The 22,920-nt window shown below is 70.0% G+C and carries 21 protein-coding genes; 5 read left to right on the top strand and 16 right to left on the bottom strand.

Annotated elements, in window-relative coordinates; genetic code table 11:
• Positions 1–53 precede the first annotated feature (53 nt).
• The 5 genes from F5972_RS34845 to F5972_RS34825 all read right to left on the bottom strand — a co-directional run bounded on the left by F5972_RS34845 (position 54) and on the right by F5972_RS34825 (position 5,608).
• Positions 54–1,700, bottom strand: a complete 1,647-nt coding sequence (locus F5972_RS34845; RefSeq protein ID WP_150940092.1) for an acetolactate synthase — start codon at positions 1,698–1,700, stop codon at positions 54–56.
• 117 nt (positions 1,701–1,817) lie between these two features.
• Positions 1,818–2,816 carry a biotin synthase BioB gene (bioB, locus tag F5972_RS34840; protein ID WP_150940090.1) on the bottom strand — a complete coding sequence of 333 codons (999 nt, stop codon included), beginning with the start codon at positions 2,814–2,816 and terminating at the stop codon, positions 1,818–1,820.
• A gap of 34 nt (positions 2,817–2,850) precedes the next feature.
• Positions 2,851–3,573 (bottom strand): dethiobiotin synthase, encoded by a 723-nt coding sequence (gene bioD / locus F5972_RS34835; RefSeq protein ID WP_150940088.1) that lies wholly within the window; start codon positions 3,571–3,573, stop codon positions 2,851–2,853.
• Positions 3,574–3,725: 152 nt separating this feature from the next.
• Positions 3,726–4,454: a GntR family transcriptional regulator gene (locus F5972_RS34830; protein WP_150940085.1), complete on the bottom strand. Its 729-nt coding sequence runs from the start codon at positions 4,452–4,454 to the stop codon at positions 3,726–3,728.
• Complete coding sequence (locus tag F5972_RS34825; RefSeq protein ID WP_225312172.1) at positions 4,451–5,608, bottom strand: 8-amino-7-oxononanoate synthase; 1,158 nt, start codon at positions 5,606–5,608, stop codon at positions 4,451–4,453. The genes F5972_RS34830 and F5972_RS34825 overlap by 4 nt, the downstream gene beginning before the upstream one ends.
• Positions 5,609–5,716: 108 nt before the next feature.
• Here F5972_RS34825 and F5972_RS34820 point away from each other — a divergent pair, with 108 nt between their 5' ends.
• Positions 5,717–7,180: a sensor histidine kinase gene (locus F5972_RS34820; protein ID WP_150940081.1), complete on the top strand. Its 1,464-nt coding sequence runs from the start codon at positions 5,717–5,719 to the stop codon at positions 7,178–7,180.
• 291 nt (positions 7,181–7,471) lie between these two features.
• On the opposite strand, the gene F5972_RS34815 is transcribed toward F5972_RS34820, so the two are convergent.
• Complete coding sequence (locus tag F5972_RS34815; protein WP_111700805.1) at positions 7,472–7,726, bottom strand: WhiB family transcriptional regulator; 255 nt, start codon at positions 7,724–7,726, stop codon at positions 7,472–7,474.
• A 288-nt stretch (positions 7,727–8,014) separates the two neighbouring features.
• Entirely contained in the window at positions 8,015–9,007 is a 993-nt protein-coding gene (locus F5972_RS34810) for a diacylglycerol/lipid kinase family protein (RefSeq protein WP_150940079.1), read from the bottom strand.
• A gap of 88 nt (positions 9,008–9,095) precedes the next feature.
• Here F5972_RS34810 and F5972_RS34805 point away from each other — a divergent pair, with 88 nt between their 5' ends.
• On the top strand, positions 9,096–9,494 hold the full coding sequence (locus F5972_RS34805; protein WP_225312171.1) for a hypothetical protein: 399 nt from the start codon (positions 9,096–9,098) through the stop codon (positions 9,492–9,494).
• 86 nt (positions 9,495–9,580) lie between these two features.
• Here the strand turns inward: F5972_RS34805 and F5972_RS34800 are convergent, their stop codons facing one another.
• From F5972_RS34800 to sodN, 3 genes are all read right to left on the bottom strand, one after another.
• On the bottom strand, positions 9,581–10,363 hold the full coding sequence (locus F5972_RS34800) for an RNA polymerase sigma factor SigF (protein ID WP_204289453.1): 783 nt from the start codon (positions 10,361–10,363) through the stop codon (positions 9,581–9,583).
• A 17-nt stretch (positions 10,364–10,380) separates the two neighbouring features.
• On the bottom strand, positions 10,381–10,806 hold the full coding sequence (locus tag F5972_RS34795; protein ID WP_150940075.1) for an ATP-binding protein: 426 nt from the start codon (positions 10,804–10,806) through the stop codon (positions 10,381–10,383).
• 271 nt (positions 10,807–11,077) lie between these two features.
• On the bottom strand, positions 11,078–11,479 hold the full coding sequence (sodN, locus tag F5972_RS34790) for a superoxide dismutase, Ni (RefSeq protein WP_111700802.1): 402 nt from the start codon (positions 11,477–11,479) through the stop codon (positions 11,078–11,080).
• Positions 11,480–11,563: 84 nt separating this feature from the next.
• Here sodN and F5972_RS34785 point away from each other — a divergent pair, with 84 nt between their 5' ends.
• Positions 11,564–11,878 (top strand): S24 family peptidase, encoded by a 315-nt coding sequence (locus F5972_RS34785; RefSeq protein WP_225312170.1) that lies wholly within the window; start codon positions 11,564–11,566, stop codon positions 11,876–11,878.
• Between the two features lie 22 nt (positions 11,879–11,900).
• Here F5972_RS34785 and F5972_RS34780 read toward each other — a convergent pair whose 3' ends face one another.
• Entirely contained in the window at positions 11,901–12,428 is a 528-nt protein-coding gene (locus F5972_RS34780) for a CGNR zinc finger domain-containing protein (RefSeq protein WP_225312169.1), read from the bottom strand.
• A gap of 292 nt (positions 12,429–12,720) precedes the next feature.
• Between F5972_RS34780 and F5972_RS34775 the strand changes: the two genes are divergently transcribed.
• On the top strand, positions 12,721–13,884 hold the full coding sequence (locus F5972_RS34775) for an NAD(P)-dependent malic enzyme (RefSeq protein ID WP_239101841.1): 1,164 nt from the start codon (positions 12,721–12,723) through the stop codon (positions 13,882–13,884).
• 262 nt (positions 13,885–14,146) lie between these two features.
• Positions 14,147–15,202: a hypothetical protein gene (locus F5972_RS34770; RefSeq protein WP_191910468.1), complete on the top strand. Its 1,056-nt coding sequence runs from the start codon at positions 14,147–14,149 to the stop codon at positions 15,200–15,202.
• An 85-nt stretch (positions 15,203–15,287) separates the two neighbouring features.
• On the opposite strand, the gene F5972_RS34765 is transcribed toward F5972_RS34770, so the two are convergent.
• The 5 genes from F5972_RS34765 to F5972_RS34745 all read right to left on the bottom strand — a co-directional run bounded on the left by F5972_RS34765 (position 15,288) and on the right by F5972_RS34745 (position 22,474).
• Entirely contained in the window at positions 15,288–16,391 is a 1,104-nt protein-coding gene (locus F5972_RS34765; RefSeq protein ID WP_150940069.1) for a trypsin-like serine peptidase, read from the bottom strand.
• Between the two features lie 184 nt (positions 16,392–16,575).
• Positions 16,576–17,697 (bottom strand): trypsin-like serine peptidase, encoded by a 1,122-nt coding sequence (locus F5972_RS34760; protein WP_150940068.1) that lies wholly within the window; start codon positions 17,695–17,697, stop codon positions 16,576–16,578.
• 178 nt (positions 17,698–17,875) lie between these two features.
• Positions 17,876–19,096: a trypsin-like serine peptidase gene (locus tag F5972_RS34755; protein WP_150940066.1), complete on the bottom strand. Its 1,221-nt coding sequence runs from the start codon at positions 19,094–19,096 to the stop codon at positions 17,876–17,878.
• A 541-nt stretch (positions 19,097–19,637) separates the two neighbouring features.
• On the bottom strand, positions 19,638–20,720 hold the full coding sequence (locus tag F5972_RS34750; RefSeq protein WP_150940064.1) for a trypsin-like serine peptidase: 1,083 nt from the start codon (positions 20,718–20,720) through the stop codon (positions 19,638–19,640).
• Positions 20,721–21,166: 446 nt separating this feature from the next.
• Positions 21,167–22,474 (bottom strand): trypsin-like serine peptidase, encoded by a 1,308-nt coding sequence (locus F5972_RS34745; protein ID WP_150940062.1) that lies wholly within the window; start codon positions 22,472–22,474, stop codon positions 21,167–21,169.
• Positions 22,475–22,920 lie beyond the last annotated feature (446 nt).

The raw sequence follows: 22,920 nt of genomic DNA, 5'->3' as shown, positions 1-22,920 counted from the left end.
TGTGGCGGGCGGGGTCTTTCGTGCCCGTCAGAGCGCCCCGTCGGACACCCTCGTCAGACGCCGGAGGTGGTGCGCGGGTAGGCGACGGCCGGGTCGGTCGCGATGTTCACCAGGTACGGCACGCCCGAGTCGAAGGCGCGGCGCAGCGCCGGGCCGATCTCGTCCGGCGACGTGACCAGTTCCCCGCCGCCGCCGAGCGCGGTGACGACCTGGTCGTAGCGGCACTGCGGCTGGAGCTCGGCCGCCACGTCGTAGCCGTACAGCATCTGCATCGGGTGCTTCTCCAGCCCCCACATGCCGTTGTTGCCGCAGATCATGACGACCGGCAGCCGGTGCCTGACCAGCGTGTCGACGTCCATCAGCGAGAAGCCCGCGGCGCCGTCGCCGAGCAGCAGCACGACCTGCGACGACGGCCGGGCCAGCCGGGCCGCGATGGAGTAGCCGAGCCCGGTGCCGAGGCAGCCGTACGGCCCGGGGTCGAGCCAGCTGCCCGGGCGGCGCGGCTCGACGTACTTGCCGGCGTAGGAGACGAAGTCGCCGCCGTCGCCGATCACCACCGCGTCGTCGGCGAGCACCTTGTTCAGCTCGCCGTAGATGCGCATGGGGTGGATCGGGTCGGCGTCCGACTCCAGCAGCGGCGTGTCGTCGGCGATCGCCGCCGCCGCCGTCTCACCCAGCCGGGTCACCCAGGGCGCGTACGCCTTGGGGTTCACCCCGGCGGTGCCGCACGCGGCGCCGAGGCCCCAGAAGAGGAGGGACAGGTCGCCCGACGCCGAGCCCGACAGGCCGGTGTGGGTCGCGAGCTGGGACGGCGCGTCGACGATGTGCACGACCCGGGCCAGCGGCGCGCCCTCCTTGCCGCCGAACCAGCCGTACGCGAGGCGGAAGTCGAGCGGGGTGCCGACGACGATGACCAGGTCGGCCTGGCTGAACGCGAGGCCGCGGGCACGGGTGACGAGCAGTTCGTGCCCGGCGGGCAGGATGCCCCGCCCCTGGCCGTTGGGCACGACCGGCAGCCGCCACTCCTCGGCGAAGTCCCGCGCCGCCTCCTCCGCGCGGTCCATCCACACGTCCGAGCCCAGCACGAGCAGCGGACGCTCGGCCTCGGCGATCAGCCGGGCGATGCCGGCGAGCGCCTCGGGGTCGGGCTCCAGCGGCGACGGGGTCAGCGTCTCCGAGTCGTACTCGGCCGACGGAGCGAACAGGTCGTCCATGTGGACGTCCAGGAACACGGGGCCGCGGTGCGGGGCGAGCGCGGTCCGGAAGGCCATCTCCACGTCCTGCCCGATGGAGTCCGCGCCCGAGCCGGTGAAGGCGAGCTTGGTGACGGTCTCGAACAGCGGGGGATGGTCCATCTCCTGCAGCGCCCCGGAGCCCCAGCGCGAGCGCGGGGCGCGCCCGCCGAGGACGACGACCGGGGAGCCGTTGAAGTGGGCGGTCGCCACCCCCGAGACGCCGTTGGTGACGCCGGGGCCCGCGGTGAGCACCGCGAGGCCGGGCTTCCGGGTCAGCCGGGCCGTCGCCTCGGCCGCGAACACCGCGCTCTGCTCGTGGCGCACGTCGAGGATGCGCATGTTCTGATGGACGGCCCCGTCGTACAGGGGGAAGACGTGCCCGCCGGAGAGCGTGAACATCGTGTCCACGCCGTAGGCCTGGGAGACGGCGACGGCGATGTCGCCTGCGTGTTTGGGGGACTCCATAGAGTGAAACCTACCAGTCGGTCTCTTTTGCGAACAGAAGGACGGCCAATGCCCTCCAGCCACGGGAGAACGTCGGTCACCTCCGCTGATGCCCGTTGCGGCCCGGGATAAGCCCGATCAGAGCGTCTGGGAGAGCGCCTTGATGGGCATCTTGAGATCGGCGAGCAGCTCCAGGTCACGCTCGGGCGCCCGGCCCAGGGTGGTGAGGTAGTTGCCGACGATGACGGCGTTGATTCCGCCCAGCATGCCCTCCCTCGTGCCGAGGTCGCCGAGGGTCAGCTCACGGCCTCCGGCGTACCGCAGGATGGTGCGCGGCAGGGCGAGGCGGAACGTGGCGATCGTCTTCAGCGCCTCGGCGCCGTCGACCAGCGGGTGATCGGCGAACGGCGTGCCCGGCCGGGGGTTGAGGAAGTTGAGCGGCACCTCGTCCGGCGCCAGCTCACCGAGCTGGGCGGCGAACTCGGCCCGCTGCTCCGGCGTCTCGCCCATGCCGACGATGCCGCCGCAGCACAGCTCCATGCCCGCCTCCCGGACCATGAGGCAGGTCTCCCAGCGCTCCTCCCAGGTGTGGGTGGTGACGACGCGGGGGAAGTGCGACCGGGCGGTCTCCAGGTTGTGGTTGTAGCGGTGCACCCCCATCTCGGCCAGCTCGTCCACCTGCGCCTGGGTGAGCATGCCGAGCGAGCAGGCGACGTTGATCTCCACCGCCTCCCGGATCGCCCGGACGCCCTCGCGGACCTGGTCCATCAGCCGCCGGTCCGGGCCGCGTACGGCGGCCACGATGCAGAACTCGGTCGCCCCGGTCGCGGCCGTCTCGACGGCCGCCTTGACGAGGGAGGGGATGTCGAGCCAGGCCGCGCGGACCGGAGAGGAGAACTGCCCGGACTGCGAGCAGAAGTGACAGTCCTCCGGGCATCCTCCGGTCTTGAGCGAGACGATCCCCTCCACCTCGACCTCGGGGCCGCACCACTTCATCCGCACCTCGTGCGCCAGGGCGAGCAGGTCCGGCAGGCGGTCATCGGGTAGCGTCAGGCACTCCAGCGCCTGCGCCGCGTCGAGCCCTCTGCCCTCGTCGAGAACCTGGACGCGGGCGATCTCCAGGATGTCGGTCTTCACGCGGCACTCCCGTCGGTCAGGTGGGGCACTGCTGTCACAGGGGCAGCATAAAGGTCGAGCGGAACGCGGCCGGGTCGAACATGCCGCCGAACGCGGGAGCCAGGCACGCCCGCGCCACGCGGGCGAACGCCTCCGGGCCGAGCGACCCCGCGCCCTCCGGCAACGCGCCCGACAACGGGCGGGCGGCGAGCATCTCCAGATCGGCGACGTTCGAGCGGTCCGCCAGGCCCGGAGCGGCGGGCCAGGAGCCGATCACGACGCCCGCGAGATCGAGGCCCCGGCCCGCCATCGCCTCGAGCGTCAGCGCCGTATGGTTGAGGGTGCCCAGCCCGGCTCGGGCCACCACGAGCACCGAGGCGTGCAGGCGCCGGGCGAGGTCCGCGAGCGTGCCGCCCTCCTCGTCGTACCGGACGAGCAGCCCCCCTGCGCCCTCCACGAGCACCAGCCGGTGCGACTCCGCCAGCTCCCCGATCCGGGCCGCGGCGGCCGCGAGCGACAGCGGCGGCAGGCCGGAGACGCGGGCCGCCGCCGCGGGGGAGAGGGGATCGGGATACCGCGCCATCTCGAAGGTCGAGGTAACCCCGGACAGGCGGATCACCTCGTCGAGGTCCCCGGCCTCCCCGGCCGCGACCCCCGTCTGCGCCGGCTTCACGACAGCGGCCGTCGCGCCCCGCGCCACCGCCAGCGCCGCGAGCGCGGCCGTCACCACCGTCTTCCCCACCCCGGTGTCCGTCCCGGTCACCACCAGAACACTCACTGTGTTTCCCGCTTCACTCTCGGGGCGCTCACTTCCGCCAGGTCGTGCCGGAGGCGCGCCATGACTCGCCCTCGTCGTTCGGGAGTTCGTTCCTCACTCCCTCTCTCCTCAGTCCAGATCGGCGGCGCGCCCCTCGGCTCGCTCGGTGACCATCAGGGGCGGCGGAGGCGGGTGACGAACTTGTAGCGGTCGCCGCGGTAGAGCGACTGGGCGTACTCGACCGGGTTGCCGTCGGCGTCGAAGGCGTGCCGGGTCAGCAGCAGCATCGGCAGGCCGACGTCCACCCCGAGCACCTGCGCGTCGTACGGCGTGGCGAGCACGGTCTCTATGACCTCCTCCGCGTCGGTCAGCCGCACGTTGTAGGCGTTGTGCAGCGTCTCGTACAGCGAGGAGTGCACCTCCAGCTCCCGCCGCAGCCGGGGGAAGCGGCGGGCGGACAGGTGCGTGGTGTCGATCGACATCGGCTCGCCGTTGGCCAGGCGGAGACGATGGATGCGCAGCACCCGGCTGCCGGGGTTGACGGCCAGCCGTCGGCCGAGCGTCTCGTCGGCGGTGACGTAGCTGATGTCGAGGATCTTGGTGTCCGGCTCCAGCCCGACCGTGCGCAGGTCACCCGTATAAGAGGTGAGCTGGAGCACCTGCGCGACCTTGGGCTGCGCGACGAACGTGCCCTTGCCCTGGATGCGCAGCAGCCTGCCCTCGACCACCAGCTCCGACAGCGCCTGCCGGACCGTCGTCCGCGAGGTCTCGAAGCGTACGGCCAGGGCGCGCTCGGGCGGGAGCGCGCTGCCCGCGGGCAGGCTCTTGGTGAGTTCCAGGAGACTCCGCTTCACGTCGTAGTACTTAGGCACGCGAGGAGAGTCCTCGCTGCGCTCCGTCACCTGTCCCACCCTCGACTCGGCCCTTTCGTCAACTCGGCCACAGCGGTGAGCGCACCCCGGACCACCACGAGATCATCGGACCGCAGATCGGCACGTGCGGTCAACCGCAGACACGCGCGGCCCTGGGGCACCGACGGTGGGCGGAAGCATCCCACGCGCACCCCGTGATCCGCACACAGTGCCGCCGCCTCGAGCGCGAGCCGGGGCGGGCCGAGCACCACCGGCACCACGGCGGCGGCGGGGTCGGCCGTCTCCAGGCCGAGCCTGCGGGCCAGCGCGGCCAGCTCGCGCGCCCTCTCGCGGGCGCGGGCGGGCAGGCCGGGAGACGCCTCCAGCAGGTCGAGGGCGGCCAGGGCGGCCCCCGCGCACCCGGGGGCGAGGCCGGTGTCGAAGATGAACGACCGGCCCGTGTCGACGAGCGTGCCGATCACCTCGGGGGCGCCCAGGACCGCGCCGCCCTGGGAGCCCAGCGACTTCGACAACGTGACGGTCCGCACGACGTCCGGCCGGTCGGCGAGCCCGGCCGCGTGCGTCGCGCCCCTGCCGTGGTCGCCGACGACGCCGAGCGCGTGGGCCTCGTCCACCACGAGCAGCGCGCCGTGCCGTACGGCGGCTTCGTGCAGGGCGCGCAGCGGCGCGACGTCTCCGTCGACGGAGAACACGGCGTCGGTGACGACGAGGGCGTGCTCCTCGTGCCGTTCGGCCAGGACCTTGGTCACCGCCTCGGCGTCCCCGTGCGGCGTGACCACGACCCGCGACCGCGACAGCCGGCAGGCGTCCACGATCGAGGCGTGGTTGCCGGCGTCGGAGACGATCAGCCCGTCCCGTCCGAGGGCGGCGACGGCGGCGAGGTTGGCGAGGTATCCCGACGAGAACACCAGGGCGCCGGACGCGCCCGCGAAGGCGGCGAGCCGGTCCTCCAGCTCCGCGTGCAGCCGGGTCGACCCGGTCACCAGGCGCGACCCCGTGGAGCCCGCCCCCCATTCGCGGGTGGCGCGGACGGCCGCCTCGACGATCCGCTCGTCCCGCGAGAGGCCGAGGTAGTCGTTGGAGGCGAGGTCGAGCAGCCCGTCGTGGTCCGGCGTGCGCGGGCGCAGGGCCCGCCGCAGGCCCGCCTCCTCCCGCCGCGCCGTCGCCGCGCGCAGCCTGTCCATCGGCCCTGTCATATCGGCCCCGTCATATCCGCCCTGTCATGAGGTGCATCCTGCCAGGTGACGAAGGTCGATTCGCTTTCGGCCCGGCAGGCGGCGCATCATGCACACGTGCCGACTCTCAGCGACCTCGTGTCGCGTCACACCGCACTCGAATCCGCCGACCTCGACTGGATTCACTCCCTGGTCTCCGACTGGCAGCTGCTCGCCGACCTGTCGTTCGCCGACCTGATCCTCTGGGTTCCCGACCAGGGCGGCACGAGGTGGCTGGCGGTGGCCCAGATGCGTCCCACGACCGGTCCCACCGTCTACCACGACGACGTGGTCGGGATGTCCGTGGCCGCGGGAGAGCGGCCGCTGATCGACGTGGCCTGGGCCGAGCGCCGCATCTGCCGGGAGGGAGACCCCGACTGGTCGAGCGGCGTGCCGGTGCGTGAGGAGACCATCCCCGTACGGCGGGGCAGGGAGGGCTCGATCATCGGGGTGATCCAGCGGTCCACGAACCTGTCGTCGGCGCGCACCCCCTCCCGGCTGGAGCTGACGTACCTGCAGAGCGCCTCCGACCTCGCGCAGATGGTGGCGGAGGGCAGGTTCCCGTTCGCGGAGGAGGAGCCGATCCTGGTCAGGTCGCCCCGCGTGGGCGACGGCCTGCTCCGGCTGGACAAGGCCGGCCGGGTCACCTACGCCTCGCCGAACGCCCTGTCGGCGTACCGCCGCCTCGGCCTGCACGCCGACCTCGTGGGCGCGGACCTCGGGAAGACGACCGCCGACCTGTGCTACTCGGACGAGCCGATCAACGAGGATCTGATGCTCGTCGCCAGCGGGCGGGCCCCCCGGGAGACCGAGGTGGAGAACGGCGGCACGGTCGTGCAGCTACGGGCGATCCCGCTGATCGTCGGGGGCGGCCGCATCGGCGCGCTGGTGCTGATCCGCGACGTGACCGAGCTGCGGCGGCGCGAGCGCGAGCTGCTGACCAAGGACGCGACGATCCGGGAGATCCATCACCGGGTGAAGAACAACCTGCAGACCGTGGCGGCGTTGCTGCGGCTCCAGGCGCGCCGCCTGAACAATCCCGAGGGGCAGGAGGCCCTGAACGAGGCGGTGCGCCGGGTCGGGTCGATCGCGATCGTCCACGAGATCCTGGCGCAGATGCCGGAGGAGATGGTCGAGTTCGACGACATCGCCGACCGGGTCATCGCGATGACGGCGGAGGTGGCTGTCGCGCAGGTGGCGATCAAGCGGACGGGCGGCTTCGGCGTGCTTCCCGCGGCGGTCGCGACCCCGATCGCGATGGTGCTGACGGAGCTGCTCCAGAACGCGGTCGAGCACGGCTTCGCGCATTCCTCGGGCAACGTGCAGGTCGTCGTCAGGCGGGACGCCGACCGGCTCGAGGTGGTGGTGGCCGACGACGGCAAGGGCCTGCCCGCGGACTTCGACCTGGAGGCGACCGGGAGCCTAGGGCTCCAGATCGTCCGCACGCTGGTCGTCGGCGAGCTGTCGGGCCGCCTGGGCGTGGCCGGGAGGGACGGCGGGGGGACCGAGGTGCGGATCAGCATCCCGGTGCAGCCCGCCTGACACGCGTGAGGGGCACCCCGCCTCAGCGCGGCGGTGTGGGGGATGCCATAGTAGACGCGATGACCGGCAGAACGCGATCGGCACGGTGCGATCAGCAAGGTGGTCGGCACCGTCGATCGACCGGTGCGAGCCACCATGATGCGACTCACCATGCGACTCACATGGCGCGACCGACGTGATGAGCGCGACGAGCGTGCTGACGAGCGCGCGCCGCCGTCCGGTGAACGCCGCGAGGGCATTCACCGAGGACGGTCGCGTACGGCGGCCGGACGGCCGTGGTCAGACGTGTGATCAGACGGCGGCACGGGCGCGGGCACGAGCGGTGCGGCGCTTGAGTGCGCGGCGCTCGTCCTCGCTCAGTCCGCCCCAGACGCCGGCGTCCTGGCCGGACTCCAGGGCCCACTTCAGGCAGGAGTCGGCGACCGTGCATCGCCGGCACACCTGCTTGGCTTCGTCGATCTGCATGAGCGCGGGACCGGTGTTCCCGATCGGGAAGAACAGTTCGGGGTCCACGTCACGGCAGGCAGCGCGGTGGCGCCAGTCCATGCGTTCCACTCCTTCGTCAGATGGAGCCGTCGTGGCTCCGCTGGCCGTCAACTTTGTGAACTCTTTCACTAACTAGGGCGGACGTTTACCCGGTTCCAGGGTTAGGGGCCGGGGCGCGTCCACGCGATCGCCGGGGGCCCTTACAGAGGCTGTGGTCTCCGTAAAGGTCCTACGTTCCGACGTCGTGATTCAGCTTTTCAGCCGTACCAACACCACACAAGAGGTTTGGGACAAGGTTTTGCCCGCCGTGGCTGTCGGATGCGTCACACTATGACTACATGTAACAGCTTAGACGAGGACTTGTAACGCGTCCGGGATAGCGCGAAAGATCACCCACTCGTGTTCTCCCAGGTAGTCGCCGTCGAGCTGGAAGGCCACCGGCCGGGAGGCGAGGAGGGTGAACTCCTCTTCGTCATGCGTCTGAACGAGGTGTTTACCGCGCGGCAATCCCCGGTGCTCTCCGATGATCTGGCGGACCAGCGAGAGCATGGCGGGCAGATTCAGCCTGCGGAGCCCGAGTAGATCGAGCCCCGTCTCGAAGCCGGCCCATGGTGTCGGGTTGATCGGACGTGTACCGGCGTACGTCCAGGGCGCCGTGTTCGACACGATCGCCTGGAAAATCCCATCCTCTGTGGGCAGGCCGGGACGCGCCAGCCGGATCGCCGGACGCCGCCGGTCGGTCACGAAGAAGTGACGCACCGCCGTGCTCACGTAGAGGGCGGGCAGTGCGCGGTATCCCGCGCTCCGCAGACCCTCCACGGCCCGGACGACCTCCGCGTCGTATCCCAGCCCTGCACAAAATGTGAAATATCGGGACCTTTGATGGTCAGGGCCCGCTCCTGCCCCCGGATCGGGGCCCGAAACCTCATCGTGCCAAATCGCCTGTCCGAGTCCGATGACGCGGCGCCGGTCCTCGCGCAGCGCCTCCAGGACGGCTCCGGTCGCCTCGACCGGGTTGTTGGGCAGCCCGAGGGCGCGGGCGAAGACGTTCGCGCTGCCGCCGGGGATGACGATGAGGGCCGGCCGCTCGCTCGCGCGCCCGCCCGGATGGGCCTGGAGCAGTCCGTTGACGGTCTCGTTGATCGTTCCGTCGCCGCCGAGCACCGCCACCGCGTCGAACCCCTTGGCCCGCGCCGTCGCGGCGAGGGTGGTCGCGTGGCCACGGTAGGCGGTCTCCTCGACCGACAGGTCCACGGCGGCGCCGAGCGCCCGGATCAGCACGTCCCGCGTGCGCCGGTGCGTCGAGGTGGCCTTGGGATTCACGAGGAGGAGAGCCCGCATGCCTGAAGGTTAACGAACCGTTTACCGCTTCCGCCGGGTGACGCCTCTCCCGGGAGGCCGGCCATCTGTACGGGTAGGGTTGGGCGTTGTGATCAGCAGTTCCGCCGGCCGCCCCGCGACGCTCACGGTGGCCGCAGCCGTCCTGGCCGCCGAGGGCCTGCTCGCCGTCGTGATGGGCGGCTATGTCGGCGTCGAGACTTTGGTCGGCAAGCCCACCGACCTGGTGACCGGCATCGCGGTGGCCGGGTTCGGCGTGCTCGGCGGGGCCGGCCTGATCTGGGTCGCCTGGGGCCTGTGGCACGTGCTGCGCTGGAGCAGGGGACCGGCGGTCGTCACCCAGATCTTCGCGCTGCCTGTCGCGATCACGCTGATCCAGTCGGCGCAGTACGGCTTCGGCGTGCCGCTCGTCGTCGCCGCCGTCACGGCCCTGGTCGCGTTGCTCGCTCCGGCCTCGACCCACGCGCTGATGGGCGAGGACGCCTCCTGATCCGGCAGGGCCCACCCGGCTGACCGAGCGCCGCCGGGGGGAGTGCGGCGTCTCAGTCGTTCCTGTCCGGCTCGCCGGTCCGGATCTCAGTCCTCGGCGGTCAGGCCCTCGCGGAGCTGGGCCAGGGTCCGGGCGAGCAGCCGGGACACGTGCATCTGCGAGATGCCCAGCTCGGTGGCGATCTGGGACTGCGTCATGTTGCCGAAGAAGCGCAGCAGCAGGATTCTCTTCTCCCGCGGCGGCAGGCGCTCCAGCAGTGGCTTGAGCGACTCGCGGTACTCCACGCCCTCCAGCGACTCGTCCACGATGCCGAGCGAGTCGGACACGGCGGGAGCGTCGTCGTCGCCCGAGTCGGGCGCGTCGAGCGACACGGTGGAGTAGGCGTTGGCCGACTCCAGGCCCTCCAGGACCTCCTCCTCGCTCATCCCCAGGTGGACGGCGAGCTCGGCGACCGTGGGCGCCCGGCTCTCCCGCTGTGACAGCTCGCTTATCGCCTTGGTGAGCGAGAGCTTGAGCTCCTGCAGCCGGCGCGGCACGCGGACCGCCCAGCCCTTGTCGCGGAAGTGCCGCTTGATCTCCCCGACGATGGTCGGGGTCGCGTACGTGGAGAACTCCACGCCGCGGCCGAGGTCGAAGCGGTCGATCGACTTGATGAGACCGATCGTGGCGACCTGCGTCAGGTCGTCGAGCCACTCGCCCCTGTTGCGGAACCGGCGGGCGAGGTACTCCACGAGTGGCAGGTGGAGCTCGACCAGCTCGTCGCGGATCCGCTGGCGCCTCGGGTCCTCCGGCGGCAGCTCCGAGAGCTCGGCGAAGAGCGTGCGCGCGCGTACGCGGTCCGGCACCGCCGCCGAGTCGCCGGAGGCCATCGCACTCGTCCTTTCCGTCACGACGGCCCCGCCGCGCTCCGGCGCTTACGCAGCATGATCGCCAGATGGTCGGCGTGGTCGGAGATGGCGTCCACGTCGTCGGCCAGCGCGGTCAGCACCATCCAGGCGAAGTCCTCCCGGTTGGGCGAGCTGACGCCGAGGGTGTTCACCTCGACGCGCACCGTCATCTCCGGGCCGGTGAGTTCGAACTCCGCGAGAAGGTCCGTTCCGGGTACGGCGTGCCGCAGCAGCATGGCGCAGGCCTCGTCCACCGCGATGCGCAGGTCCTCGATCTGGTCGAGGGTGAAGTCGAGCCGTGCGGCGAGCCCGGCGGTGGCCGTGCGCAGCACGGACAGATAGGCGCTCACGGCGGGCAGCCGGACACTCACAGCGTCGCGAATCCCGGTCAGATCCACCGCAGGCGTCTCGGTTTCCTCGGTCACGTTCCTCCTCGCCCCTTCGAGCCGGCTCACTGCCGCTGACTGCAACTTACCGCCACTTGGACGGTGCTGCCCCGGCCAGACGCGCCGATTATGGCGTTCCTTGGAGGTAACTCCTCGTAAATTCCGTAGTACCGAATACGAAGCCTCTATGGGGTTTCGTCGCGCCTGACGTACATGCCCTTGTCACGTGCTCTGGGATGCTTTCCGGGGCCGCTTTCCGGGCAACCCGGCCCCGCGCGGCATGGCCGTGCGGGGCCGGGTCGCACCCGGCTCAGGCGGCCTTGGTCTCCCAGAAGATCTTGGAGATCTCCTCGATCTTCGCCAGGAGGTCGTCGGCCAGCCCGGGGTCGACGGTGCCCTTGGCACCGGCCGCGCCCGCGAGCTTCGTGGCGTCCCAGAAGAGCTGGTGGAGCTGGGGGTACTGCTCAAGGTGCGGCGGCTTGAAGTAGTCGGTCCACAGCACCCAGAGGTGATGCTTGACCAGCTCGGCCCGCTGTTCCTTGATGAGCAGCGCGCGCGTCCGGAAGACCGGGTCGTCGTTGTCGGCGTACTTCTTAATGATCGCCTTCACCGACTCGGCCTCGATACGGGCCTGCGCCGGGTCGTAGACCCCGCACGGCAGGTCGCAGTGAGCGGACGCCTCGTGCCGGGGTCGCAGCAGTCGTGCGAGCATCGGAATCCTTCCTTAGGAATGCTGATGACAGCACCGTTCCAGAACCGACCTTACTCGTCTCGAAAACGCCACGCGGAGGGGGATGTGCTCACCGCCGTATGTGTCTCCGGCGACTCGATGCGGCCCGCGCTGCGGCCCGGAGACTGGCTGCTGGTACGGCTCGGCGCCGCCGTGCGGCCCGGCGACGTGGTGGTCGCCAGGCGGCCGCACGGGCTGATCGTCAAGCGGGCCTTCCGGCTCACCGGCGACGGCTGGTGGCTGGAGAGCGACAATCAGTCGGCCCCCGGGCGCCGCGACAGCTGGGACTTCGGCGCGGTGCCCGAAGGCGACGTCCTGGGCAGGGTCGTGCTGCGCTACTGGCCCCGGCCCGCGCTGCGCTTCCCCGCGCCGCCCGCCTGACGCGGGCGTCGGGTCAGGCGGGTCAGGCGCCGCGCTTGCGGGCCCGGTACGCCGCCACGTTGGCCCGGCTGGCGCACCGCTCCGAGCAGTAGCGGCGTGACCGGTTGGAGGAGGTGTCGATGTAGGCGTTGCGGCACGGCGACGCCTGGCAGAGGCCGAGCCGGTCCACGCCGAGGCGGGTCACCACGCTGGCGAGGCCCATGACCGACCCGACCGACAGGGCGTCGGCGACCCGGCCGCCCTCGGTCAGGTGCAGGTGCCAGGGCTGGCCGTCGTGGCCGGAGATCTGCGGATGCACGGGATGCCGGACCAGCAGGCCGTTGAGCCGGTCGACCACGTCGACGTCGTCTCCGCCCGCCGCGGCCTCGAACACCCCCGTGAGTTCCTCGCGGAGCTCCCACAGCGCGTCGACGTCACGCCGGGTGAGGCGGGAGGCCGCCTCCGTACGGCCCGTCTCCTCCAGCAGCGACCGCAGGGAGAAGGGGTTTCTGAGCTCGTCGCCCATGTTGACCAGCTGAACGGCCAGCTCGGCGTAAGACGTCAAGTCCACTGGGGCGCCCATGTACGTAAGAGATCACTGGCAAAGCCGAGTATTACACGCCTCGTGGCCTGGGGGAACACCAATAGGGGCAACGATCTGGGGTCGCCGGGGGAGGGGTGTGCGGTGGTTCGTGTGGCACAATCGGGAGACGGGTGACCCCCGTACCCCCTCAAGAGACGACCGTCAACGACGACGGCCTCCGGCGGCTACCGAAGCCTGGGCTCTCGTTCTCTTGACGGCGTCTACCGAAGGAACTCGTCCTTTCGACACTGGGGTCGCTGTGACCGTTACGCCTGATTCCTTGACTTCTCTCGATCTGGATCCCGCTTTCGCGCTGCACCGCGGCGGCAAGCTGGAGGTCCGCTCCACCGTCCCGGTCCGCGACGCCGCAGACCTGTCGCTCGCGTACACCCCGGGCGTCGCCCGCGTCTGCACCGCCATCGCCGACAACCCCGACCTGGTCAACGACTACACCTGGGTCTCCAACGTCGTGGCCGTGGTCTCCGACGGCACCGCGGTGCTGGGGCTCGGCGACATCGGGCCCGCCGCCGCGATGCCCGTGATGGAGGGCAAGGCCCTGCTGTTCAAGCAGTTCGCGGGCGTGGACGCGGTGCCCGTCTGCATCGACTGCACGGACGTGGACGCGATCGTCGAGACCGTGGTCCGGCTCGCGCCCTCGTTCGGCGGCGTCAACCTCGAGGACATCAGCGCCCCCCGCTGCTTCGAGGTGGAGGACCGCCTGCGGGCGCTTCTCGACATCCCCGTCTTCCACGACGACCAGCACGGCACCGCGATCGTGGTCCTCGCCGCGCTGCGCAACGCGGCCCGCCTCACCGGGCGGTCGCTCGGCGACCTGCGCGCCGTCGTCGCCGGCGCGGGCGCCTCCGGCGTCGCCGTCTCGCGGATCCTGCTGAACGCCGGGATCGGCGACATCGCGGTCGCCGACTCCAAGGGGATCATCCACCCCGGCCGCGACGACCTGAACCAGGTCAAGCGGGCGCTGGCCAGGGACACCAACAAGGCGGGCCTGACCGGCTCCACCGAGGGGGCCCTCGCCGGGGCCGACGTGTTCGTCGGGCTCTCCGGCTCCACCATCTCCGAGCGGGCCGTCGCCGGGATGGCGCGGGACTCGATCGTGTTCGCGCTGTCCAACCCCACGCCCGAGGTCGAGCCCTCGGTGGCGGCCCGGTACGCCCGCGTGGTCGCCACCGGCCGGTCCGACCACCCCAACCAGATCAACAACGTGCTGGCCTTCCCGGGGGTCTTCCGGGGCGCTCTCGACGTCCGCGCCAGGACCATCACGGAGAACATGAAGGTGGCGGCGGCCGAGGCGCTCGCGGCCGTGGTCGGGGACGACCTGTCGGAGAGCTACGTGATCCCCTCGCCGTTCGACGCCCGGGTCGCCCCCGCGGTGATCGCCGCCGTCGCGCGGCAGGCCCGCGAGGACGGCGTCGCGCGTAAGTGATCCCGCCCCCTGACCGGGCGGAGGGGCCGGGCGCCGTGCGGCGCCCGGCCCTTTTTCCGTCGCCGGCCCTTGGGAATCCCTTTACCTCGTCACTGTAGGTGCTATAAAGAAAGCTCTCCGTAACCCCATCGGCTGTTGCCTGTCCCCGGTTGGAAGAGCGATGCGACGTGATCTCGACCGCATCAGGTGCCTGGCCCGACGGCTCGGCGGCCTCGGCGTGGGACAGCGGTTCCCCCATTCGTGGCAGGAGGGTGTGGCAAGCGTGACAGCACTGTGGAGAGCCGATGTCGAGCGGCGCAGGTTCCTGCTCGACTCCACCTTCGCCCTGGGCGCGGGTTCGGCGGGACTCGCTCACTGGCTGGCGGCGCCGGCCGCGGAGCGGCTCTCCGCGGCCGGGCCGCGCCGGGTCGGGGCCTCGGACGTCGCCGCGATCCGGGAGGTCACCCGGTCGTTCGGGGAACTCGACAACCGGTTCGGCGGCGGCAGCGTGCGCGGGCCGGTCGTGCGTTACCTGCACACCGCCGTGACGCCGCTGCTGCGCGAGGGCGCGTACGGCGAGGCCACCGGGCGGTCGCTCGCGACCGCGGCGGCCGAGCTGACCCGGCTCGCCGGATGGATGGCCTACGACCTGGAGCGGCACGGGCTCGCGCAGCGCTACCTCATTCAGGCGCTCGGCCTGGCGCGGGGCGCGGGCGACCACGCGCTGAGCGGCGAGATCCTGGCCGGGATGAGCCACCAGGCCGTCTACATCGGGCACGCCCGGCACGGGCTGGAGCTGGCCAGGGCGGGGGTCGAGGCGGCCCGGCGCTCGGGGGTCCGCACCCTGCTCGCCGAGACGCGCGTGCTGGAGGCGCACGCCCTCGCGCTGCTGGGGGACCGGGCGGGGTGCGGAAACGCGCTGCACGAGGCCGAGATCGCCTTCGGCCGGCGCTCTCCGCAGAACGAGCCCCGTTGGATCGGCTACTTCGACGAGGCCTACCTGGCCGCGAAGTCGGCCCACTGCCTGCGCGACCTCGGCGACGGCGGAGAGGCCGTACGGCAGGCCAGGCGGTCGCTGGTGATGGACGGGCGGTACGTGCGGGGGAGGATGTTCAACCTCGCGCTGCTCGCCTCGGCCCTGATCCAGGAGGGCGAACTGGAGGAGGCGTGCCAGGTCGCGTCCTCGGCGCTCGACGCGGCCGAGGGCATCCAGTCGGCGCGCACCCGGACCTACGTGGCGGACCTGCGCCGGCGACTGGCGCCGTACGCCGCGGATCCGCGGGTGGCCGCGCTGCTGGAGCGTGACCGGCGTACGGGCAGGGCGGCGGTCGGCGTGTGACGCCGCCGCCCTCCCCGTACGCCGGGAGAACGGGTGCCCACGGTGGGGCCGGCCGCGAGGGACCGGACCCCACCGGAGGCGGGCGTCACTCGGACTTGGCCTCGGTGATGCCGATCGTGCCGTCCTTGCGGACCAGCGAACCGGACCACAGCGAGTAGGCCGCCTTGTAGACGCCGAAGGTCTCGCCGTCGAAGTACGGGGAGCTGATCATGTCGCTACGGCTGTTGCCGTCGGTGTCCCCGCCGAGGCTGGTCACACCGTTGATGTAGCCGAGACGACGGGCGCTGCTGTACTTGAGGATCCAGGGGCCGCCGGACGAGCCGCCGGTCATCGAGCACTTGAGGCCCACCTGCTCCTCGGCCTTGACCGAGGGCTCCTTGACCGGGAAGTACGGCTTGCCGTAGCACCACTTGAGCGTCTGGCCGGTCCACACGTAGTCGCCGTCGCCCTGCGGCGCCGAGGGGTAGCCGAACACGAAGACCGGCGCGCCGACCTTCTGGTTGTAGGCCAGGCCCTGGCCGCCGACGTTGTTGCCCAGCGGGCCCCGGTCGACGAACTTCTTCTGGAGGTCGTACCCGATGCCGTTGTAGACGGTGACGAACGCGTAGTCGCGGTCGGCGTCCTCGTACACGTCGAAGTCGTAGTGCGTGAACGCCTGCTTGCCGACGTACACGCCCCAGGGGGCCTTGCCGTCGTAGTAGCCCGGGATGAAGATCCAGTTGTCCACGACGTCGTGGTTGGTCTCGATGTCGTAGACACAGTGACCCGCCGTGGCGACGAGGTTGTGGTACGCGGACTGCACCGACGAGGCGGAGCAGGAGTAGAGGCCGCTGCCGATGCTGAAGAAGACCCGGCCGACGGTCTTCGGCAGGTTGACGTTCTTGGACTTCGCGGCGGTCATCTTCTCGTCGCCGATCGCCGGCACGATGCCCGGCTTGCCGTCGGCGGCGGGGGCTCCCTTGGAGACGTGCTTGGGAACCCGGTTGTGCTCCATACCGTACGGGTCGGCCGACTTGAGCTTGTAGCCGTTGCCGTCGAGCCAGAACTTCACGACGTCGCCGACGCCGGCCGCACTGGCGAGCTTGTCGCTGCTGGTGACCTTTCCGGCCTGGGCCGGAGCGGTCATGGCCGTCGCCGCAAGTCCCGCGGCGACGATCGCGCCGATCGGGAGAAGCACGTGCTTCTTCATAGGGGGGTCGCTCCTCGCGCTGTACGTGGGACGTCACTTACGCCCCATGCGTCAGTAAAGGGATGTCAAGGAACTTACAGCACAAGAGCTTGTTGTCATAAGTCGTAGATAAGAAGACGTGTCCGGAATTAAGGGCCTTTTTGTGTCCAGTATGTTTCGCGGCGGGTCACGGGTCGAAGCGCTCTCAGGCGGGAGAAGTGACGCGCTCGTGCCGGGCGGCGTCGTACACATGGAACAACTCGCCGTCGAAGTAGGGCGAGAGGGCGATGGACTGGCCGGACGTGCCGATCGTCAGGCCGTTGAGATAGCCGAGCCCGCGCCCGCCCCGATACGCGGCCAGCCACGGCGATCCCCCCGCGGAAACGAAGGGCGCGTGTACGGCCACCAGTTCGTCCGCCTTTTGGGTCAGATCCCAGACGCGAAACGGTCTTCCGTACGACCGGTGCAGACCGGCGGGCGCAGTGCCGGCGGCGTGACCGACGGGATAGCCGAAGACGGCGAGAGATCCGCGGACCGGGAGGTTGTAGGCCAGGCCCTGCTCTCCCACCTTGTCGCCGAGGCGACCCGCCCGGGTCAGCAGCACGCCGGTGTAGCCCGTCCGGGTGCGGTACTTCGGGCCGGTGAAGACGGCGTACCGCGCGGCGCCGGAAAGCGCGACCCGGCGAGGCAGCACGCCGTCGTGGACGCTGACGAAGGCGTAGTCGCGGTCGAGGTCGCCGTAGCGGGTGAAGTCCTGGTGGGCGAAGGCCTGCTTGCCGGGATAGACGCCGAGAGGCGCCGTGGCCCCGGAGAAACCGGGCACGAAGACCCAGTTGCGGTAGGTCCGGGGCGCCACGGAGGGCCGCCGCCCGGGCTCGTACACGCAGTGGCCGGCGGTCGCGACGAGGTTGCGGTGGTCGGCCTGGACCGAGGTGCCCGCGCACCAGTGCGGGCGGTGGTCGGCGCCGACGAAGAACACCCTGCCCGCGGTTCGCGGCAGGTTGACGTTCCGTGAGGCGCCGGGCACCCGCCTGGCCCCCGCGACGGCGGGCACGACGCCCCGGTCGCCGCCGGGCTCCGCGTCGCCGCGCGGGACGGGGGTGGCGGCGATCGTCACCGGCAGGAGATAGGGCGTCGCGCCGGCGAGCGCACGCGCGCCGTTCCCGAGCCAGTAGGCGAGCGTGGAGGAGACCTCCGCCTGGGGGACCAGCGGGCTCGTCACCGTGATGTCGTAGGCCCGCGCGGGCGCGGGGACGCCCACACCGAGCATGGCGAACAACGCGGACGTCGCCACCGCCCCTGACAGCGGGGCGAGGATGCGCTTCACCCGATCTCCTTGCCGTGGAACGTCTCCCGCGCGGCACACGTCGACGCGATGCGAAGGAACATACAGCGCACAGGCCTCACGTCGGAAACAACCGCGAAAAAAGGAACAGGGCCCGGCCGAAGCCGGGCCCTGTGGGTCAACCTGCGTGTCAAGCGGATCGGTCAGAGCGCGTGAGCACTCAGGCGATCGAGCCGGACCAGTTGTTCTTGGCCGCGCTGTAGACGCCGTAGGTCTCGCCGTCGAAGTACGGGGAGACGGAGGTGTCGTAGCGGTCGTTGCCGTCGGTGTCGGAGACGCCGATGGTCACGCCGTTCAGGTAGCCGAGGCGACGGCCGTTGTTGTACTTGAGCAGCCACGCCGAGCCGAGCGAGCCCTCACCGGTGAAGGAGGACTTGACGCCCTGCAGCTCCTCCGCCTTGATGGCCGGGGCCTGCGCGGGGAACGTCTTGCCGTAGCTCCACTTGAGGGTGTTGCCGGAGAAGGCGTGGTTGCCGTCCGGGTGCGAGCCGCTGGGGTAGCCGAACACGAAGACCGGCTGGCCGATCTTCTGGTTGTAGGCCAGGCCCTGGCCGCCGACGTTGTCGCCGAGGCGACCCGCGTCGACGAACTTCCAGACGTAGTACTTGCCGCCCTCGGTGCCCGCGAGCAGGAACGGGAAGTTCTTGACGTAGGAGTCCCACGTCGCCTTCGGAACCTCGGTGCGGTTCACCGGGGCCGAGCGGTCGGCCGTGCCACCGTTGACCTTGAGGCCGTTGTAGACGGTGACGAACGCGTAGTCGCGGTCGCCGTCCTCGTAGACGTCGTAGTCGTAGTGGGTGTAGGCCGTCTTGCCGACGTACACGCCCCACGGGGTCTTGCCCTGGTAGTAACCCGGGACGAACACCCAGTAGTTCATGGTCGCCTTGTTGGACACCGTGTCGTAGACGCAGTGACCGGCGGTGGCGACCAGGTTGTGGTAGGTCGACTGCACGGAGGTGGCCGAGCACCAGTGCGGGTTGACCGCGACGAACTTGGGCTTCTCGCGGGTGCCCACGTTCTTGAACCCGTCCGCGAAGAACACCTTGCCGGTGGTCTTGGGGAGGTTCACGTTCTTCGACTTGGCGGCGGTCTTCTTCTCGTCGCCGATCGCCGGAACGATGCCGGGCTTGCTGTCGGCCGACGGGCCACCCTTGGAGAGGTGCTTGGCGGCGACCTTGGTCTCGACGTTGTACGGCGTGGCGGCGATCAGGTTGGCCGCGTTCTCCGCCAGCCAGAAGGCGGCGATGTTCTTGGCCTGGATGCCGGTCGACGCCAGCGGGTCGCTGGCGACGTCGCCGGCCGCCTGAGCGGGGGCGGAAAGGCCCGCGGCCAGGAGGCCTGCGGTGGCCACGAGGCCACCAAAAGCAAGAGTGCGCTTCATGGGGAAACTCCTTGGTCTGGCGTGAGACGCCTCATGCGCCCCATCCGTCAGTGAAGGGATGGCTGGACCATACATGGATGATCTTGAGATGCGGTAGCGGTTCCCGCGCCGTCTCGGGCCGCCGACAGGCCGAGATCAATCCGTAATCTTCACGCCATGGAGCATTTTTTACGGCTTGAACCGACATTTGCCCAGATAGCCGGTCAAGCGTGAGGGTGGGGGAGGAGGGGCCGGTGAGGTGATTGTTTCGGTCCACAAAAACGACGGTGTGATGCAAATCACATGAAACGGATGACACCGGATCGGCCTGCGGCGCGTCTAAGGGGCCCCTGAAACGCGCCGAGCCCCGGCGCAGGCGCCGGGGCTTCGGGTGCGATGGAACCGTTCGGTCGCCGCCGAGGGGTTCTCCGCCGGCCGGACGGGGGTGGAACGGGGTGTCACGGGTGCGGGCCGGTGGGTTCGCCACCGGCCCGCGGTCGTGCGGTCGTCCACGCGAGCGAGACTCACGCAAGTGGGACTCGCGTGAGGACTACTGTGCGGACTACTGGGCGGTGATCTTGCCGGACCAGTTGTTCTTGGCCGCGTTGTAGACGCCGTAGGTCTCGCCGTCGAAGTACGGGGAGACGGAGGTGTCGTAGCGGTCGTTGCCGTCGGTGTCGGAGACGCCGATGGTCACGCCGTTCAGGTAGCCGAGACGACGGGCGCTCTTGTACTGCAGCAGCCACGCCGAGCCGAGCGAGCCCTCACCGGTGAAGGAGGACTTGACGCCCTGCAGCTCCTCGCCCTTGATGGCCGGAGCGGTCGCGGCGAAGGTCTTGCCGTAGCTCCACTTGAGGGTCTTGCCGGAGAAGGCGTGGTTGCCGTCCGGGTGCGAGCCGCTCGGGTAACCGAAGACGTAGACCGAGCTGCCGATCTTCTGGTTGTAGGCCAGGCCCTGACCACCGACGTTGTCGCCGAGGCGGCCGACGTCCTTGATGACGAGCCTGCGCTTCTCCCACGACGGGAGCACGCCGTTGTACACGGTGACGAACGCGTAGTCGCGGTCGCCGTCCTCGTACACGTCGTAGTCGTAGTGGGTGTAGGCGGTCTTGCCGACGTAGATGCCCCACGGGGTCTTGCCCTGGTAGTAGCCCGGGACGAACACCCAGTAGTCCATCGTGGCCTTGTTCGACTCCGTGTCGTAGACACAGTGACCCGCGGTCGCGACCAGGTTGTGGTAGGTCGACTGCACGGAGGTGGCGGTGCACCAGTGCGGCCTGCCGTCGGCGCCGCGGAAGAACACCTTGCCCGTGGTCTTGGGCAGGTTCACGTTCTTCGAGGTGCTGCTCGACTTCTTCTCGTCGCCGATGGCCGGGACGACGCCGGGCTTGCTGTCGGCCGAGGGGCCACCCTTGGAGAGGTGCTTGGCGGCGACCTTGGTCTCGACGGCGTACGGCGTGGCCTTCTCGAAGTTCGACGCCCGCTCGCCCCGCCAGTACTTGATGACCTGGAGGGCCGCGGGGTTCGTGGCGGCCATGTTGTCGTGGGACCAGCCCCTGCCGGCCGCCTGGGCGGGGGCGGCGAGACCGGCGGCGAGGAGGCCGGCGGTGGCGACGAGGCCACCGAAAGCCAGGGTGCGCTTCATTGAGGGTGTGCTCCTTGCTCTGTCGTGGGGCGCCTCATGCGTCCCATGCGTCAGTAAAGGGATCGCCAAGGAACATACCGGGCAGATCTTCATGACAGAAAGCGTTCGGAGCACCGCGGAGGGGAGCCTCCGGCGCGTTACCGTTCCGTGATAGAGCACTCTTCCGGTTTGGGGTGGCCGAAACGGGGCCGAGTGCGCAGGTGGGGCGGAAGGCTGAATCCTCGCTGTGAGGGAGGGCGGGTCGGGGGCGGATGTGAGGTATGTGACCTAAATCACATCTCTGGAAGGGAGCGGAATCGGCGGCCGAACCGTCTAATCGCGCCCGGAATCCCTGCCTCCGGTCCCCGGAGACGCCGAAAGGGCCCGGCTCGGAAGCCGGGCCCTTCGGGTGGACCGTGTCAGGGTGTGGACCCCTGACGGGTGACCGCTTGCGCTCTCAGGGAGAGTTAGGCGATCGAGCCGGACCAGTTGTTCTTGGCCGCGCTGTAGACGCCGTAGGTCTCGCCGTCGAAGTACGGGGAGACGGAGGTGTCGTAGCGGTCGTTGCCGTCGGTGTCGGAGACGCCGATGGTCACGCCGTTCAGGTAGCCGAGACGACGGCCGTTGTTGTACTTGAGCAGCCACGCCGAGCCGAGCGAGCCCTCGCCGGTGAAGGAGGACTTGACGCCCTGCAGCTCCTCGGCCTTGATGGCCGGGGCCTGCGCGGCGAAGGTCTTGCCGTACGTCCACTTGAGGGTCTTGCCGGTGAAGGCGTAGTTGCCGTCCGGGTGCGACCCGCTGGGGTAGCCGAACACGAAGACCGGCTGGCCGATCTTCTGGTTGTAGGCCAGGCCCTGTCCGCCGACGTTGTCGCCGAGACGACCCGCGTCGGTGAACTTCAGCACGTAGTAGTGCTTCTTGCCGTGCTCGTCGACCTTGTAGCCCGCCGGGAGGGCGTCCTCCTTGACGTAGGCGTTGTAGGTCGCCTCGTCGACCTCCTTGAAGCCGACGTACTTCTCGACCTCAGACCAGTCCTTGGTCCACATCGCCTTCCGGATGATGGACCAAGCCTCGGCGAACCCGTTCGGCGGGAACTTGATGCCGTTGTACACGGTGACGAACGCGTAGTCGCGGTCGCCGTCCTCGTACACGTCGTAGTCGTAGTGCGTGTACGCGGTCTTACCCACGTAGACACCCCACGGGGTCTTGCCCTGGTAGTAACCGGGGACGAACACCCAGTTGTTCATCGTGGCCCTGTTGGACACGGTGTCGTAGACACAGTGACCGGCGGTCGCCACCAGGTTGCGGTAGGCCGCCTGCACCGAGGTCGCCGTGCACCAGTGCGGGTTGATCGCGACGGGCCGCTTGTACTCGAACTGCCGGCCGTCGACGGTCCGGCGGACGGTCTCGAACTTCCACCCGTCGGCGAAGAACACCTTGCCGGTGGTCTTGGGCAGGTTGACGTTCTTCGACTTGGCGGCGGTCTTCTTCTCGTCGCCGATCGCCGGCACGACACCCGGCTTGCTGTCCGCGGACGGCCCGCCCTTGGAGATGTGCTTGGCGGCGACCTTGGTCTCAACGGTGTACGGCGTGGCGGCGATCAGGTTGGCCGCGTTCTCCGTCAGCCAGAAGGCGGCGATGTTCTTGGCCTGGATACCGGTGGCGGCCAGCGGGGCGCTGGCGACGTCACCAGCCGCCTGGGCGGGGGCGGAAAGGCCCGCGGCCAGGAGCCCGGCGGTGGCGACGAGGCCACCGAAGGCGAGAGTGCGCTTCATTTGGAACTCCTTGGTCTGTCGTGAGACGCCTCATGCGTCCCATGCGTCAGTAAAGGGATAGGCAGAACCATACAGCGCAGGCCTTTCGCGGGTATGTCGGCTTTTGGTGCCAAACCCGGCATCGCCCTCTTGTAGCTATTTCGTTACATGATCGGCAGAGAGGGGCCGGCCGTCCCGGGTAGGCCGTTGCCGCAGCTAGAGAATCTTCCTTCCAGATTTTCACCATCAACTGTGGAAATCCCTGTGTGGCGCCGTCAGGAATCGCTGTGACACGAATCACACCACGTCGATGGCACTGGTCGGGCGGCTGATCCGTCTAAGGCGCCCATTCCTCACGTACGGTGGCCGAATGGTGGCGTGACGCCGCGGATGGGAAAGGCGCGTTTCCGGCCACGTCGCTCGAGGTCCTCGCTCGGTTTACTTCTACCGCGGGCGAATAAGGCCGG

The organism is Microbispora cellulosiformans, assembly GCF_008728085.1.
Taxonomy (GTDB): domain Bacteria; phylum Actinomycetota; class Actinomycetes; order Streptosporangiales; family Streptosporangiaceae; genus Microbispora; species Microbispora amethystogenes.
This window is presented reverse-complemented; position numbering and strand designations above follow the sequence as displayed.

Bases quoted from the DNA above. Each gene is read 5' to 3' on its own strand.
- F5972_RS34845 (WP_150940092.1), bottom strand. From the start codon at position 1,700: ATGGAGTCCCCCAAACACGCAGGCGACATCGCCGTCGCCGTCTCCCAG.
- F5972_RS34825 (WP_225312172.1), bottom strand. From the start codon at position 5,608: ATGGACAGGCTGCGCGCGGCGACGGCGCGGCGGGAGGAGGCGGGCCTG.
- F5972_RS34815 (WP_111700805.1), bottom strand. From the start codon at position 7,726: ATGGACTGGCGCCACCGCGCTGCCTGCCGTGACGTGGACCCCGAACTG.
- F5972_RS34810 (WP_150940079.1), bottom strand. From the start codon at position 9,007: ATGCGGGCTCTCCTCCTCGTGAATCCCAAGGCCACCTCGACGCACCGG.
- F5972_RS34800 (WP_204289453.1), bottom strand. From the start codon at position 10,363: ATGGCCTCCGGCGACTCGGCGGCGGTGCCGGACCGCGTACGCGCGCGC.
- sodN (WP_111700802.1), bottom strand. From the start codon at position 11,479: ATGCTCGCACGACTGCTGCGACCCCGGCACGAGGCGTCCGCTCACTGC.
- F5972_RS34765 (WP_150940069.1), bottom strand. From the start codon at position 16,391: ATGAAGAAGCACGTGCTTCTCCCGATCGGCGCGATCGTCGCCGCGGGA.
- F5972_RS34755 (WP_150940066.1), bottom strand. From the start codon at position 19,096: ATGAAGCGCACTCTTGCTTTTGGTGGCCTCGTGGCCACCGCAGGCCTC.
- F5972_RS34750 (WP_150940064.1), bottom strand. From the start codon at position 20,720: ATGAAGCGCACCCTGGCTTTCGGTGGCCTCGTCGCCACCGCCGGCCTC.
- F5972_RS34745 (WP_150940062.1), bottom strand. From the start codon at position 22,474: ATGAAGCGCACTCTCGCCTTCGGTGGCCTCGTCGCCACCGCCGGGCTC.